Genomic DNA, 13,459 nt, shown 5'->3' on the forward strand with positions numbered 1-13,459 from the left:
ACAAGAAACGAGGTGAGCAATGTGGCCAAGTTCAGACTTTATATCTGGGACACAAAGAAAGCCAAAGTTTTTGTGACTGCTGCAAAAGCCACCCGGCAAGATCTGGAGGTCTCATGCTCCGATCCCCAATGGCAGACAGACTGGACCAGCCATTACATCACATCCAGCGGCTTTGACCTGTATGCGTTCAAAACAGTAGAAGGGGAATTGGTGGCTTTGGGGGCCTATGAAGTTCGAAATGGAACGATGGGTGTCCATGTCGTCTACATGGAGAGCCAAGCGGAAAGCAATCGAACCCTTGTAGAGACACCGAAATACGGAGGAATCGGTCGGGCGTTGATTGCCTATGGCATTAAGTTATCCGTGGATGCCGGATTTAACGGCGATGTCACGCTGGATGCCAAGACGCCGGAGTTGGCACAGCATTATGAGCGAGATTTTGGTGCGGTTCGTTTGCCCAGTCGGAAAACCAATGCAGCACCCAGATATTTGATCTGTGACGAGGCTGCACAGATGATTTTTACAGATTACTTGGAGGAGGGCTGAATATGGAAAACGCCAAGTGGTATTTCACCCATGAGAGCGAGGAAGACCGGCTATGGTACGGAACTTTTTTCTCCATGTGCAAAAAGTTCAATGTCTCTTGGCCCACAGCCACCCCCACACAAAAGGCATTTATTGAAGAGATCACCCGTGTCAACTATGAGCGAGAGCTGGCAAAACGGGAGCTTTCCTCTCAGCCGGTGCGAGGCTTCTTTGACGAGTCCGTTTCCGCTTGACCCCAACCGTGACCCATATGGGGTCTGGACTACATGGAGCCAATGAAACACGCAGGGTCAAACTGCATACGCATTCCGAGCAAACAGGGCTGAAAAGCATCCAACGGGGCCAAAAGCATCAACGATCCGCAGCTCATAACCCGGAGGTCGTAGGTTCAAATCCTGCCCCCGCAACCATAAATCCCAGATGCGGAAGCATCTGGGATTTCCTTTTTCCCTATTCACTCTTCACTATTCACTCATTTCTCTCGGATTTTAGGACTTTCCCGAGGGGTTGGATTTGTGAGGGTCTTTTCCTCTTTCCCCCGCTTAACCCCTATCAAATGGGCTTGACCCAAACCCTGACCCATACGGGAGTTTGGAGCGGTTAGGGGTGGAGAGTTTCAGAAAGCACACTAAGAAGTGGCCATGTACACACGCAGACTTGACAGATATCCCCTTTATTTCTAAGCATTAAATTGACCATACAGGCTTACGTAACTCAGCATAACATTTTTTGTTTGCGGTAGTTGGTGGAACTTCCCCAACCTCCAGGTTATAATGGCCTCAGGAGGTGTGAAAAGTATGAAAATGCAGAAAAGTAATATCGCCCGCAATTTAACCACATTGCGGCAGCTTCATAAATACTCCCAAGAAAATGTAGCAGAGCAGATTGGCGTTTCCCGTCAGGCTGTAGCAAAATGGGAAGCTGGCGAGTCTGTGCCGGACATTATAAACTGCGATGCACTGGCTCAGTTATACAATGTCGAACTTAACGATCTGATCCATCATAACCAGGAACAAACCGGTTTAAATATTCCGCCTAAAGGCAAACACATATTTGGTACCGTCCGCGTGGGTGAGCGTGGCCAGATCGTACTTCCCAAACAGGCCAGAGATGTGTTCAACATCAAGCCTGGAGATCGACTGGTCATTTTAGGAGATGAATCGCTAGATCATCCGGGCATTGCTCTGATGAAAGAGGAATTTTTCTTGGGCATTACTCAGTTATTTAAAACCGCCTTGAATATGGCAGATGTCCCCGATGAAAAGGAGAAAAAATGATGGAAGCTGTGCTGTGTGTCCAGGGCCTTTGCAAGCATTATCCTGGATTTACTCTGGATCATGTAAGTTTTTCTCTTGCCCCCAACCACATTATGGGCTTAATCGGCAAAAATGGGGCTGGAAAAAGCACAACCTTAAAATCCATCCTCAACATGGTGTCTCCGGAGAGTGGGATCGTAAAGATATTTGAAAAGGATTTTTACCAGTACGAAAAAGAGTGTAAGCAGCGCATTGGCGTTGTGTTTGGTGGAATTGATTTTTACCCACTGAAGAAACTTTCTTCCATTACAGCTGTCACCCAAAAGTTTTACACAGACTGGGATCAGGAGCAGTATCAGAAGTACATCAAGCGTTTTGCTTTAGATGAAAGAAAGAAATTCAAAGAGCTTTCAAATGGTATGAAAGTAAAATATCTACTTACTCTGGCACTTTCGCACCATGCTGAGTTGCTGATATTGGATGAACCCACATCTGGCCTTGATCCGGTATCCCGTGAAGAACTGCTGTATATTTTCCGCCAAATCGTGAAAAACGAGAACTGCTCCATTTTGTTTTCTACGCACATCACTTCAGACTTGGATAAATGCGCAGATGACATCACCTATATCCAGGGTGGACGCGTACTGAAAAGTGCGGATAAAGTCACATTTCTGCGCTCTTTCGAACATTTAAAAACGCCAGAGGATACGGGACCACTCACTCTGGAGGAAATCATGCTGCGAACGGAAAGGAGTGAGTGGGATGACGAAGCTGCTGTATAAAGAACTTAGACTTGTTGCACATCCGACCTCCATTGTGTTTGCCTTTTTGGGATGCCTTGTTCTTGTCCCCGCTTATCCTTACAGCGTTATTTTTATGTTTGGCTGCCTAGCTCCTTATATCACATTTTTGCATGCACGGGAAACAAATGATGCCTGGTACACGGCTATTCTCCCGGTGACAAAGCGTGAAAGTGTTCTGGGTAAGTGCCTACTGATCGTTTCCATTCAGATATTCCAGTTGCTATTTTCTATCCCATTCGCTTTCCTTCGCAACGCTTTAAACATTGAAAACAATCCTGTAGGGTTGGATGCGACACTAGCCTGGTACGGTCTGGGTTTTATCGTGTATGCTGTATTTGACTTGATATTCTTTCCTACGTTTTATAAGAGTGGTTACAAGGCAGGAAAAGCCTTTATATTTGCATCAGTCCCTATGGTAGCATTGATGATTGTAGTGGAAGCAGTCGCCCATATACCGGCGTTCACTTGGTTGGACAGTTATCAACCGGATCACTTACTAATGCAATTGTCCATCTTGGTTGTGGGAATTATCTGCTATGCGGTGTCTCTATCACTTGCATACCACATTTCTGTAAAACGCTTTCATAGAGTCGACTTGTGAAATAGTAAAACCAGCCGAAAAGTCCGAGGCGGATCATCACATTTCCCCTGACGGAACCAAGGTATCCAACGAAAATTCAATCTCTCCATGTAACCACATCACCTTTAAGATCTCAAAATCTTCATGATATTTCTGTATTCTACACCTTTTGATATATCTTGCATATTTGGTTGACCAATACAGGAATCTGAAGCCATCAGGTCAGAATTGTCCCCGCCAGCACACTCCCCATCGTCTGCGCCGCCTGTCTCTGGGCTGCGCTGGTGATGCGGGCGTAGGTATCCAGAAGGTGAAGAGGGGGGTACCAGACCAAGTATTGGTCTGGCGCCCCCTCTTTACTTTATCTCAAATATGCCCAAGTCGTGCCTAGCTGGGTTTCAAAGCCCAAGGATTGATACATCTTCTCGTCACAAGGCGCACAGCAAACCGTCAAGCTGGACATGCCTTGCTCACGACTCCATACCTGTGCGGCTTGGGTAAGCTGCCGAGCAATTCCTTTCTTGCGAAATGCCGGCTCCACATAGAAGTCATCCAATACCCCCACATCTGCACAAGAAAAGGTAGAAAAACATTTGACAACGCTGCACATTCCAACTGCCCGGTCCTCACGTCTTGCCAGAAAGAACGTGATTTTCCCAGCTTGAATCGCCTGAGCCAGTTGCTCCTGTTCTTCTTTCGTCAGTGTCTGCTCGCCAATTTCCTTCAAAAATCCGTTTTCCAGCTTTTTCAGTTGCCAATCCTCTGGATCCGTGAGAATCTCAACGGTAATGGGAACCTCCTCTTTCGGGGGAAGCAGCATCAGGGCATCCCCCCATTCATCCACACCGTTTGTGACAAACCCCACACTCTCCCAAAATCGGAACCGCCGCGGGTCACCGCCGCAGTTGAGCTCGGCATAGTGTGCCCCGCGAGCTTTGGCCCAGGCTAGAAGCGCTTGGGCACACGCCCTTCCCGTGCCATTTCCACGGAACTCAGGATAGACACAGAAATCCAGGATAAAGCACTTGCCGTCCTCAGAAGTAAAGATGACCGACAAAGCAACCCCAATGTTCTGGCCATCTCTATAAAAGAACAGATAATGGCACGGGTCCTGCGGTCTGTCATGGATTTGCTGCATCTGTGCCTGGCGCTCCTGGCTCAGAAAAAACTCTCGGTCCGTATCCCTTGGATTGGGGAATATATCCCGCCTGTAATAGGCCCGAAGTTGCTCCCAAAAGGCTGCAATCTCAACTTCTGTGACTGCTTCTCCAATGGTGATTTCATGTTTCATGGGTACTCCTCCAAAAAATGATTCGGAGGGTTAGGAAGCGTGCACCCTCCATACACGATTCATCTTCATAAAAACCACCCTTTCTATTCTGAATTTGTATTTCAACACCCATGGGATGTCAATACCGTTGGTTTGATTTTAGGTCAAATGCGTACTCTATGTCAAGGATCTCCCAAGGTCATGCTACAAGCGATACTATTTATAATCTCAACAAGGTCTAGCACCATCCTGCTCCCAATTACGGACAGCCCTTACTTCCATTCGTGGCTGAGAATCCGCATCATAACAAAATCGCTGTACTCATTGTTGTAGTAATACGCCTCTTCCAGAATCCCTTCCTGCTTGAATCCGATTTTCTTGTAGAATTCCAGCGCATCGGTATTCAATCCAACGACTCCGATGGAGACACGATGCATGTCGTACTCATGGAACGCCATATCAAGCATGATACGAATGGCTTCCGTCCCGTACCCTTTATGCTGCATCTCCGGATCGGGAATGATAATCGTCAGGTCCGTCTGGTGCCATGCCGGAAACATGCGCAGCAGGCCAGTCTCACCAATCAGATTGCCGTCCAGGTCGGTAATGGTAAACCAAAGCGAGTCTTTGGATTTATGGTTGACGGTAATGCAAGTTTTCATCTCTTCCTCGGTGGTAGGCTTCTCAAACCCACATTGAAACATAACCTGCGGCTGATTGAACCAATAGGTATAAAACGGCACATTTTCTTCTCTTTGCTTCCGCAAAATAATCCGTTTCCCCCTGATCTCTTTCTTCATATGTTTTCATAAACCTTTCTTTTGCTTCGACAAGTCTGGATTTACCCATTATTTAGAGCCTTCTGTGTCCAACCCAACCAGTTGTTTTCGCTGCTTCCACCATACAACCGCTCTATTTTTATCACATTTTCTTGCGAAGTGTACGTCTATATGTGGGTCCATCCGGGTCCGGAGGCGTCAGGACCTCAAACAGCCCCTCTTTGACAAATTGCTCGATTCGCTGGGCAATCCAGGCATCTCCAATCCCCAGCTGATACTTGCCTAAAATCATGCCGATAACCCTGGCTTCCACAAATTCTCTCTCCTGGGTCTTCAATTCTCTGAGAATATAGCTGTCATACACCTCTTCCGGGGCACTCTGAACTCTGCCATTGAGGTAAATCCGCAGAGGTGCATTCTCCTTCTGAAGTTCACGCCAACGCTGGGCACAGGCCTCTACCAGCGCAGGCTTCCCCTCCCGCTGCAACGAGAGATACGCTCCCCATTCGCCGGGCCCCAGTTCTCCACAGCCTTGATACGTGCGAACCGTGGTGTCCTCCTGGTCGTTCCACGCTGGAATCTGGATCAAACAGACCGTTCCCCGCTGTTTCAAGGGGTGCAGTTGGGCCATCAGCCAGTGCATGCCACACATTTCATCCGGATTATGGCTGTACCATACCCGCACGTCCTCTCCCCCGGCACACCGGGCCAAGACGGAAGCCAAATCCTGCCGGGCGTTTTGTAACTCTTCCTCCAGTTCTTGCTCCATGTCTTCCCGGGGCCAGACCGAGGCGAGCTTCTTCAAAGTGGCACGTCTCTGCTCCCCCGGTTCTGTCTCCGTGATCTCGCCCTCGCTGAGGGCCAGATCGAAACAGTAAATATCATTTCTCTCACTTCCCAGAGAAACGGCGTTTTCCCAGTCCCGACGGGCCCGTTCTTCCGCCTGCATCTGTGCGGCATGGAGTTCTTCCTCTGTGAGTTGGTCGCCCTCCACAAACGCCACAGCAGTGCCGCTACGATATGGTCCCACGCCATAGCTCTGCGCCACTCTCCGGCTGCCATATGCACTCCGGCTAAAGACTACTTCCAGCATATCAATAGAACCCCTTCACGTTTTTTCGTGTTGATGTTCCATCATTATACCACGTAGAACAGCCGCCGTCAGGACTTTTTGTGTTGGGGCGTTTTGTAAACCAGTCATTGACAACAGGTGGTGGACAAGACCGTCCAACCGATATATCCTAAGAGAGAAAGGTGGATACTTCTATGGAATTAAAAGACAAATTGAGAGCTTTGAGATCTGACTTTCACTATTCTCAAGAGGATATCGCAGACTATCTTCAAGTGAGCCGACAAGCGGTCTCACGATGGGAAACTGGTGCCGCAATGCCCTGCACCGAAAATCTAATCAAGCTGTCCCAGCTCTATCAGGTCTCACTCTACGAGCTGGAAGACGGCGCGGTAGAACACCTGTCCTTTCAAGTAAAACTCTTAAATCACTTGCTAAAAACAACGGTTCCCCGCAATGTTCTCAATCAGAATATCGAGTATATCGTTATGGAGCATGGCTGGTCACAGGAGCAATATGACAAGCTGAATTTGTTTTTGGTCCAAGCTTGGAACGATTATCCGAAATGGACCGTTGACTATTTTAGAACGAATTTACAGGAAGTTCTCACGACCAACGTCTCCACCATTGTTTTGTATCAAATACTAAACGCCTATTCTTCTTTCACGCAGCGAGCGCTGACCCCAGATTTCAACCTGTACCCTTCAAAAAACGCAATTCTTCGCCAACTGGATTCCTTATCCTCTCAAATTCTTCCCTCCCCCATCCAAAGTTTTTTCCGCCGCTTACAACAGCACGGATTGAAGATCGACCAGTTATCAGAAAAAGAACCGTCCTATATCGGAGCTTCCGCAGGCTGTGGGTTCTCTCTGCACGGATGGGAAGAGGAGATCGAGATTTACCTTTTTGATCCATCGGACACACAAAGCATCGCAACAATTGAAAACCTACAAAACATCCAATCCAACAGGCCTTTGACGCTATATCTGGGCAAAAACTCAAAAATCGAACAGGCCATTGACGGGTATGCCTATCACCAGGGGCTGTTATTATGTCAGTATCTCCATCACCCGGCCAAAGATTTGTTGCGAAAGGCACTTCATTTCTGAGAATGAAGTGCCTTTTGTAACGTCTTAAACTGATTGGAGTGCAGGTTCTACGCTCCTATCGCCCGGTGACCTGATACTTCCGATAGCACTGCCAGCACAGGCCTCCAAAGAGAAGGGCCAGCAGGACATACAGCGGAACGCTGAACTCAATGGCGTTGAGCTGGAAGGGGGGTACGAGGAAGTAGTCGTACAGGGTGGCCGTGCTGATGCGGGAGAAGGGCAGGTAGCTGGTCACCTGCTGCACCAGGCGTCCCTGGCCCTGAAACAGCCCCAACACGGTGATTCCAGACAGGAGAAAGGGCACCGCCAGGGCCAGCACCGCCGAGCGCAGCAGCTCCGAGATCAGCATCACCAATCCACCCATGGCCATGCCCCCCAGCACCAGAAGGGCCAGCAGCACCAGCACAAATCCGCCCATGGACAGGTGCAGGGGCAGCGTTCCCAGGCTCCACAACCGGAGAGCGGTGGAAAAGCCATCCAGCCCGTAAAACCCACCGTAGACCAGGATGTACACCCCGGACAAGACCAATGTCAGCCCAGCGGCAAAGCTGCACCCCGCCGCCCAGCGGGCCCAGAAGGCGGTGGTTTTCCCTTTGGCGCTGGTCAACACCAGCTGGTCGGTGCGAGTGCGGTGCTCCTCTGAGAAGAGGCGGCACAGACACATGGCAGACAGCAGCACCGCCACCTGGCACAGCAGGCCGGAATCCCGGGCCATGGCCTGCCAGCCTCCGGCGTAGTCCAAGGTAAAGAGCCCCAGGCTGCTGGCCTTTCCCTGCCAATAGGCCATCTCTTGGTCGGTCAAAAGGCACTCCTCCTGGTTGACCTCAAAGCGGCGCACCTTGTCCCGGTAAAATCTCTGAGCCGTGACCTCCTGGCCCAGCATGGTGTTGAGATAGGAAAAGGGCGAGTAGCCACCCAAATTACTCAGAATTGTCCCGGTGTCACTGTCTGCGTATTCCGCCGCCAGCTGCTCCATGAGCGGGTCATCCAGCAGCCGCCCGGACAACCCTCGCAGGTAATCCCGGCCCATGGCCTCCACTGCTCCATAGTTTCCAATCTGCCGTTCCACTGTACGGTCCCCGGCATCATAGACGTTGAAGTAGTACCCGGTGGAGGCGAAGGTGAGCAGATTCCAGCCGAATATCATGGCTGCCCCCAGCAGCAGGGACACCAGCACCAGCCGCTGCCCCAAAATCTTTTTCAGTTCAAAGATGTACAGGGTACCAAATTCCTTCATACCGCCACCTCATTCCTGTTCCACCACGTGCCGTCGGTACAGCCAGAAGCACCAGACCAGGCAGAGGATGGCCAGCAGGCCATAGAGCCAAGCCGACACGGTGATGCTCTCCAGCTGTATGCCCCCCAGGGAAACCAGCCGCTCATCCAGAAGAAACTCTTCGCTGATACGGCGAGTGGGAAAATAGCTCCAAATCTGAACCTGCATCCGGCTATAGTACGATGGACCAAACATCAGGGAGAGCAGCATAAGCCCCAGAGGCAGTGCCAGGGCGGGAATGGCCCGGCGAAAGAGCTTGGACAGGAGCATGGCCAGAGCTCCCGCAAACAGGAGGATGAGCAGGCTCACGCCCACGGTGACCAGTACCCCCTGGCCCGCTGTCATGACCCGACTGCTGGCACACAACCGGGTTTCTCCAAATCCCGGGCGCAGGTTCTCCACCTCCAGCAGCTGAATGGGCACCCCCGCCCCCTGGGCTCCATGGACAAAAAACTGGATGGCGGCGGTGACGGCAAACAGCAACAAAAGGGCACCGCCGGCCAGAGTCTCCCCCGCCACCAGCCGGGCCAGTACCAGGGACTTCCGCCCGTGTTTGCTGCTGGTGAGGATGGGCCAGGTCTTGTACACGTGGTCGTCGGAAAAGCTGCCGCACAGGCAGACAAACACAAAGGGCAGCACCATGAGGTTGAGCCATTGGGCCATGCTCAAGATCCCGCTGTACCCCTTGGCATAGTCCAGGGTATAGGGGGTGGTGATTCCAGCCCGCTCCGTCTCCCAGTAGTCGATTTCCTTCTGGGTGAGGCGTTGGTTTTGGTATTGCTCCTCCTGCCAGTACGCTATGGCTTCGTAGGTCTTATCCGCCATCTGATCCGTCCAGTCCCCCATGGGATTGAGAAATGTTACGCTAATTGCGTCCTGCACCAGAAAGCGGTTTAATAGAAGAAAACTCACTGGCCAAATGGTTTTTTCCAGGTAGTATTCATTTAGCTCCCGCATTTCCAGAGCCGCCTCATTGTCCAGCAGGCACCCGGCGTCCTCCTTGGAAAAACGGCGCTCCAGCTGGATGGCCTCATAGCGGGAGACAGTGTCAAAGACCAGGGTCCCGTCCTCTTCCGCATACGCCACCTCCTCCTGCGCCAGAAGAGGTTTCACGTTGAGAAAGAGGGTGACCCCCACCATCAGCACCAGAAGGAGGAGTATATAGGGTCTTGTGAGGATTTTTTTCAGTTCATAGCGGTAGAGTGTTCCAAACATGCTCACATCCCTCCCCCTTCAAACTGCCTGAGATAAAAGCCTTCCAGGTCCTGGGGGGTGTCGTGGGCCTCCCCGTCGTAGATGAGCTGACCGTCCCGGACCATCAGAATCCGATCTGCGATGTGTTCCACATCCGAGACGATGTGGGTGGAGAGGAGCACGATGCTCCCCTCTCCCTGCTCCTGGATAAGGGTGCGGAAGCGCACCCGCTCCTTGGGGTCCAGCCCGGCGGTGGGCTCGTCCAAAATGAGGAGCTTGGGCTGGTTTAAGAGGGCCTGGGCAATGCCCAACCGCTGCTTCATGCCCCCGGAGTAGGTCCGGATTTTCTTGCGCCCCACGTCCGCCAGCCCCACCACTTCCAGCAGCTCCAGGCTGCGTTGCCGGGCACGGCTGCGCTCCATCCCTTTCAACGCCGCCATGTAGAGGAGAAAATCCAGCCCGGTAAAGCTGGGGTAGTAGCCGAAGTCCTGGGGCAGATAGCCCAGGACAGCCCGGTAGGCCTCGGTGGACACATCCAGGCCGTCCAGGGAGATGGTACCGCTGGTGGGCCGCAGAATGCCGCAGATCATCCGCATCAGGGTGGTTTTGCCCGCCCCGTTGGCTCCCAGCAGCCCGGTGACCCCCGGCTTGAGGGTGAGGCTGATGCGGTCTACAGCAATTTTAGCGCCGTACTGCTTGGTAATTCGGTCCATGTTCAATTCCATACCAATTCCTCCCCACAAAATAGATACTTTCCATACTCCCAAATCATCAAACCCAGCAGAACAAGGGTAAATCCCGCCAAAGTCACCGGGTGATTTCCCGTCTCCAAGACCGGCCATGCACTCTGCCACAGATAGCACAGCCCGCTCACCGCTGCCGCTGCCACGGCGCACAGAAACACCACCTCGCTGCCCCGAAACCGACGGGAGAGCACCAGGCAAATGAGAGACGTGAGGCAGTAGGGGCACAGGAGCATACACCCCGTCTGGGCCAAAGGAAGCTGACTCCATCCCGCCACCAGGGGCAAGAGCACCGCCAGCAGCACCAAATTTCCCAGCCCCAACAGGGTCAGCCGGGCCATCAGAAGCGTTTTCAGAGAGAACCGGGCGGACATCTCCAATTCCTCCATGTGATAGCGGGCGGAGCGGCTGAGTTCGGTGACGGTGGCCAGCGCCGCAAAGGGCAGCAAGGCAGACACCCGCCAGACCTCCTGGGGGTTATTGTTTTGGGTGATGAGCAGGGCGAAGACCAAGATGCCCACCGATACCAGCCAGCTCCAGGGGCGAAGATACGCCCCCTGGGTGACCAAAAACCGGAAGCTGGACAGCTCCGGCTGCTGGAACTGCTTTAAAAACTCCTGTTTTTTTCGGGCCGCAGGGGGCAGATAGACCTGTTGCAGCCCCTGCTTCCATGGTTTGTCACGCATAAAACTCCCTCCCATCCAGCTGACTGCGCAGCTGTTTCAAAATCTGTTTTTCCCGCCGATACACCGCAAAGCGGGACACCCCCAGAAGGTCGGCGATTTTTCCCACGGGAAGCTGGTTGGTATACCGCAGGAAGATGAGCTCTCGGTCCTCCTCCGGCAATTGGTCCAGAACCTGCTCCAGAGCAATGCGCAGGGTGTGGGCCTCCTCCTGGTCCTGGACCGGCGGGGGCACCTGGTCCAGGGGCAACTCCTGTCTGGCTCGGTAGAAGTCCACGCAGAGGTTGCGGGCAATGGTGTAGAGGTAGGCGGTGTGCCGCTCCATCTCCCCCACATTGTGGGTGCGGAGAAAGCGCAGAAAGGTCTCTTGGGTGATGTCCTCTGCGGTCTGGGGGTGGCGGGTCTTCATATAGCAGTACCGATACAGCTTGTCATATCGCTCTTCCAAATCCATGCCAGCGGCTCACCCCTTTCATTTGATATAACGGTGGAGGCAGGTGAAATGTGCGGGGGATAAAAATAATTCTGTCCCATTATAGAATAAAATGGCAGAATGAAACAGACGGTTTCCACAAAGGCCCCATTCCCCCAAATTCCATTGACGCTCCCCGCCCCGTGGTGTATTCTTACAGTGAACAGACTTCCAACACTGGGAGACATCTCTCAAATTTATAATACAATACACACGAGAAAGGGGACCATCCTATGCACACCGAACAGGTGGCCATTCGCAGCATTCTCGCCCAAGTACGCAAGGCAGTACGGGGCAAAGACCAGGTGTTAGCCCGGGTCCTGCTGTCCATTTTGGCCCGGGGCCACATTTTGCTGGAAGACATCCCCGGCGTGGGCAAGACCACCATGGCCCTGGCCTTTTCCAAGGCCCTGGGCCTGCGCTGTCAGCGGGTGCAGTTCACCCCGGATGTGATGCCCTCCGACCTCACCGGATTTTCTGTATACAACCAGGAGCGCCGGGGCTTTGAGTACCACGCCGGAGCCCTGATGTGCAACCTGTTTTTGGCCGACGAGCTCAACCGGGCCACCAGCCGCACCCAGTCGGCTCTGCTGGAGGCCATGGAGGAGGGCCAGGTGACGGTGGACGGGGTGTCCCGCCCCATTCCCCAGCCCTTTGTGGTCATCGCCACCCAGAACCCCGTGGGCGCCGCCGGAACCCAGCCCCTCCCCGACTCCCAGCTGGACCGCTTTACCATCCGTCTCTCCCTGGGCTACCCCTCCCGTCAGGCGGAGTTTGCCATGGTGCGGGACCGCCAGGGTGGCAATCCCCTGGACCAGGTGGAGCAGGCGGTGGACCACACCGGACTGGCCGGGCTGCGCCGGGCGGTGGACCAGGTCCACGTGTCCGACGACGTGCTCAGCTATCTGCTGGAGCTCATTGAGGCCACCCGCCGGGACCCCCAGATTCTCCAGGGGGCCAGCCCCCGTGCCACCCTGGCCCTGACCCACATCAGCCAGGCCCTGGCTCTGGCCTCGGACCGGGACTACGTGGTCCCTGAGGACGTGCAGTCCATGTTCTACGACGTCATTGCCCACCGCCTCATCTTCGCCCCCCGGGCGGCGGAGACCCCCCAGGCCCAAAAGGAGCTGATGGCCCGGCTGATGCAGGGGGTCAAAGCCCCCCGGCTGAGATAAGCCATGGTCGGCCGGCGCATCGTCTACGGGGTGGCCCTGCTGGCCGCCCTGGCCCTTCAAATCTTCTACAACGGCTATCTGGCCCAGTTTCTCCTGATCTGCGTCATTGCCCTCCCCCTCCTCTCCCTGGCTCTCAGCCTGCGGGGGGTCATCGGGGTACACCTGGAGCTCACCCCCTCGGCGTCTCAACTGGTGCAGGGGGAGAGCGGCCAGTGGCAGATTGCCGCCCACACCCGCTCCTTCCTCCCGGTGGCTCGGCTGACCATGGTCGTGACCTTGGAAAACCGCCTCACCGGGGACCGGCAGCGGCAGCGGCTGAAAACCTCCGGCCTGTCCAGGGGGATGGTGCGCACGCTGCCCATGGACACCTCCCACTGCGGCCAGCTCACCTGCCAGCTCCACCGGGTGAGGGCCCTGGATTTGCTGGGCCTCTTCGCCTTTCCCGTCTCCACTCCCGCTCTCGTCCACGCCCTGGTCCTCCCCCAGCCTGCCCCCACCGAGGAC

At 53.7% G+C, this 13,459-nt stretch carries 14 protein-coding genes and 2 pseudogenes; 8 read left to right on the plus strand and 8 right to left on the minus strand.

Annotation, left to right across the window (positions count from 1 at the left end; genetic code table 11):
* Window positions 1-21: 21 nt before the first annotated feature.
* From B5F98_RS10275 to B5F98_RS10295, 5 genes are all read left to right on the plus strand, one after another.
* Window positions 22-546 carry a hypothetical protein gene (locus B5F98_RS10275; RefSeq protein ID WP_087372205.1) on the plus strand — a complete coding sequence of 175 codons (525 nt, stop codon included), beginning with the start codon at window positions 22-24 and terminating at the stop codon, window positions 544-546.
* A 2-nt stretch (window positions 547-548) separates the two neighbouring features.
* Window positions 549-779 (plus strand): hypothetical protein, encoded by a 231-nt coding sequence (locus B5F98_RS10280; RefSeq protein WP_087233527.1) that lies wholly within the window; start codon window positions 549-551, stop codon window positions 777-779.
* A gap of 564 nt (window positions 780-1,343) precedes the next feature.
* Window positions 1,344-1,823, plus strand: a complete 480-nt coding sequence (locus B5F98_RS10285) for a helix-turn-helix domain-containing protein (RefSeq protein WP_087372208.1) — start codon at window positions 1,344-1,346, stop codon at window positions 1,821-1,823.
* Entirely contained in the window at window positions 1,823-2,584 is a 762-nt protein-coding gene (locus B5F98_RS10290; protein ID WP_087372211.1) for an ABC transporter ATP-binding protein, read from the plus strand. The genes B5F98_RS10285 and B5F98_RS10290 overlap by 1 nt, the downstream gene beginning before the upstream one ends.
* The gene (locus tag B5F98_RS10295) at window positions 2,565-3,206 is read left to right on the plus strand and encodes an ABC-2 transporter permease (protein ID WP_087372214.1); all 642 of its coding nucleotides are present in this window, start codon (window positions 2,565-2,567) and stop codon (window positions 3,204-3,206) included. Before B5F98_RS10290 ends, B5F98_RS10295 begins: the two co-directional genes overlap by 20 nt.
* 340 nt (window positions 3,207-3,546) lie before the next feature.
* On the opposite strand, the gene B5F98_RS10300 is transcribed toward B5F98_RS10295, so the two are convergent.
* From B5F98_RS10300 to B5F98_RS10310, 3 genes are all read right to left on the minus strand, one after another.
* Complete coding sequence (locus tag B5F98_RS10300) at window positions 3,547-4,476, minus strand: GNAT family N-acetyltransferase (RefSeq protein ID WP_087372217.1); 930 nt, start codon at window positions 4,474-4,476, stop codon at window positions 3,547-3,549.
* 251 nt (window positions 4,477-4,727) lie between these two features.
* The gene (locus B5F98_RS10305) at window positions 4,728-5,255 is read right to left on the minus strand and encodes a GNAT family protein (protein ID WP_087372221.1); all 528 of its coding nucleotides are present in this window, start codon (window positions 5,253-5,255) and stop codon (window positions 4,728-4,730) included.
* 121 nt (window positions 5,256-5,376) lie between these two features.
* The gene (locus B5F98_RS10310; RefSeq protein ID WP_087372224.1) at window positions 5,377-6,327 is read right to left on the minus strand and encodes a DUF3658 domain-containing protein; all 951 of its coding nucleotides are present in this window, start codon (window positions 6,325-6,327) and stop codon (window positions 5,377-5,379) included.
* A gap of 173 nt (window positions 6,328-6,500) precedes the next feature.
* On the opposite strand from B5F98_RS10310, the gene B5F98_RS10315 reads away from it, so the two are divergent.
* Entirely contained in the window at window positions 6,501-7,412 is a 912-nt protein-coding gene (locus B5F98_RS10315) for a helix-turn-helix transcriptional regulator (RefSeq protein WP_087372227.1), read from the plus strand.
* A 55-nt stretch (window positions 7,413-7,467) separates the two neighbouring features.
* Here the strand turns inward: B5F98_RS10315 and B5F98_RS10320 are convergent, their stop codons facing one another.
* The 5 genes and pseudogenes from B5F98_RS10320 to B5F98_RS10340 form a co-directional block, all read right to left on the minus strand.
* Window positions 7,468-8,649 carry a hypothetical protein gene (locus B5F98_RS10320; protein ID WP_087372230.1) on the minus strand — a complete coding sequence of 394 codons (1,182 nt, stop codon included), beginning with the start codon at window positions 8,647-8,649 and terminating at the stop codon, window positions 7,468-7,470.
* Window positions 8,650-8,658: 9 nt separating this feature from the next.
* Window positions 8,659-9,903, minus strand: a complete 1,245-nt coding sequence (locus tag B5F98_RS10325; RefSeq protein WP_087372233.1) for a hypothetical protein — start codon at window positions 9,901-9,903, stop codon at window positions 8,659-8,661.
* Between the two features lie 71 nt (window positions 9,904-9,974).
* Window positions 9,975-10,607, minus strand: a pseudogene (locus B5F98_RS10330) (ABC transporter ATP-binding protein); the annotation flags it as partial.
* Window positions 10,598-11,311, minus strand: a complete 714-nt coding sequence (locus tag B5F98_RS10335; protein WP_087372239.1) for a hypothetical protein — start codon at window positions 11,309-11,311, stop codon at window positions 10,598-10,600. The pseudogene B5F98_RS10330 and the gene B5F98_RS10335, both read right to left, overlap by 10 nt.
* A complete protein-coding gene (locus B5F98_RS10340; protein ID WP_087372243.1) occupies window positions 11,304-11,762 on the minus strand; it encodes a sigma-70 family RNA polymerase sigma factor in 459 nt (152 codons plus the stop codon). The genes B5F98_RS10335 and B5F98_RS10340 overlap by 8 nt, the downstream gene beginning before the upstream one ends.
* A gap of 251 nt (window positions 11,763-12,013) precedes the next feature.
* On the opposite strand from B5F98_RS10340, the gene B5F98_RS10345 reads away from it, so the two are divergent.
* Together B5F98_RS10345 and B5F98_RS10350 are read left to right on the plus strand one after the other, a co-directional pair.
* Window positions 12,014-12,955, plus strand: coding sequence for a MoxR family ATPase (locus tag B5F98_RS10345; RefSeq protein ID WP_087372246.1), 942 nt, complete (start codon window positions 12,014-12,016; stop codon window positions 12,953-12,955).
* Between the two features lie 3 nt (window positions 12,956-12,958).
* Window positions 12,959-13,459 (plus strand): annotated as a pseudogene (locus tag B5F98_RS10350) (DUF58 domain-containing protein); the annotation flags it as partial.

The sequence above is a fragment of the Pseudoflavonifractor sp. An44 genome, assembly GCF_002161675.1.
Classification (GTDB): Bacteria; Bacillota; Clostridia; order Oscillospirales; family Oscillospiraceae; genus Enterenecus; species Enterenecus faecium.